This is a genomic window from Streptococcus oralis (assembly GCF_001075675.1).
Taxonomy (GTDB): Bacteria; Bacillota; Bacilli; order Lactobacillales; family Streptococcaceae; genus Streptococcus; species Streptococcus oralis_V.
The window spans coordinates 1-797 of sequence record NZ_JUNW01000057.1 but is presented as its reverse complement, the minus strand read 5'-3'; the positions used below and the strand labels follow the sequence as shown (position 1 = coordinate 797).

At 52.4% G+C, this 797-nt stretch carries 1 protein-coding gene; it reads left to right on the top strand.

Features of this window, described 5'->3' with window-relative positions:
* Nucleotides 1-797 (top strand): FtsK/SpoIIIE domain-containing protein (locus tag ADM50_RS09130; protein ID WP_049485422.1); only part of this gene is annotated, 797 nt, incomplete at both ends.

The following is a 797-nucleotide window of genomic DNA, read 5'->3' as shown; positions in this document are numbered from 1 at the left end:
GCAGAGCTCAAGGTCAACCAGCCAGACTTTATCAAGGAGCTGGTATCCATCGCTCGGGTCGGGCGTTCCCTCGGGGTCCACTTGATCCTAGCTACTCAGAAACCATCTGGTGTGGTGGATGACCAGATCTGGTCTAACTCACGCTTCAAGATCGCCCTTAAGGTGGCGGATCGTTCGGACTCCAATGAAATGCTTCATACACCGGACGCGGCCGAGATCACCCAGACAGGACGTGCCTATCTACAGGTCGGGAATAACGAAGTCTATGAACTCTTCCAGTCAGCCTGGTCAGGGGCGGATTACCAGCCGGACAAGGACGATATGGGGATTGAGGACCACACCATCTACCTGATCAATGAATTGGGCCAATATGAGATCTTGAATGAAGACCTATCAGGCTTAGAAGATGTGGATGAGATCAAGGAAGTTCCGACAGAGTTGGATGCGATAGTGCACCATATCCAGCTCTTGTGTGAAGAACAAGAGATTCCTCCAGTACCACAGCCATGGTTGCCACCGCTCAAAGAGCGCATCGCGCTAGAGGAGCTGGATGAAGTGCAACCAGCAGTAGCCTGGGCACAAGAGAAACCACTCTCTGTCCTCTTGGGGATGGCGGATATCCCGCAGGCCCAGAAGCAGGAAGCTGTCTCTATCAATCTCTCCAAGGATGGTCATATCCTCCTCTACGGAAGTCCGGGTACAGGAAAGACCACCTTCCTTCAGACAGCTGGTATGGACTTGGCTCGCAAATTCAGTCCCAAGGCCCTTACCATGTACTTGATGGACTTTGGTACCAA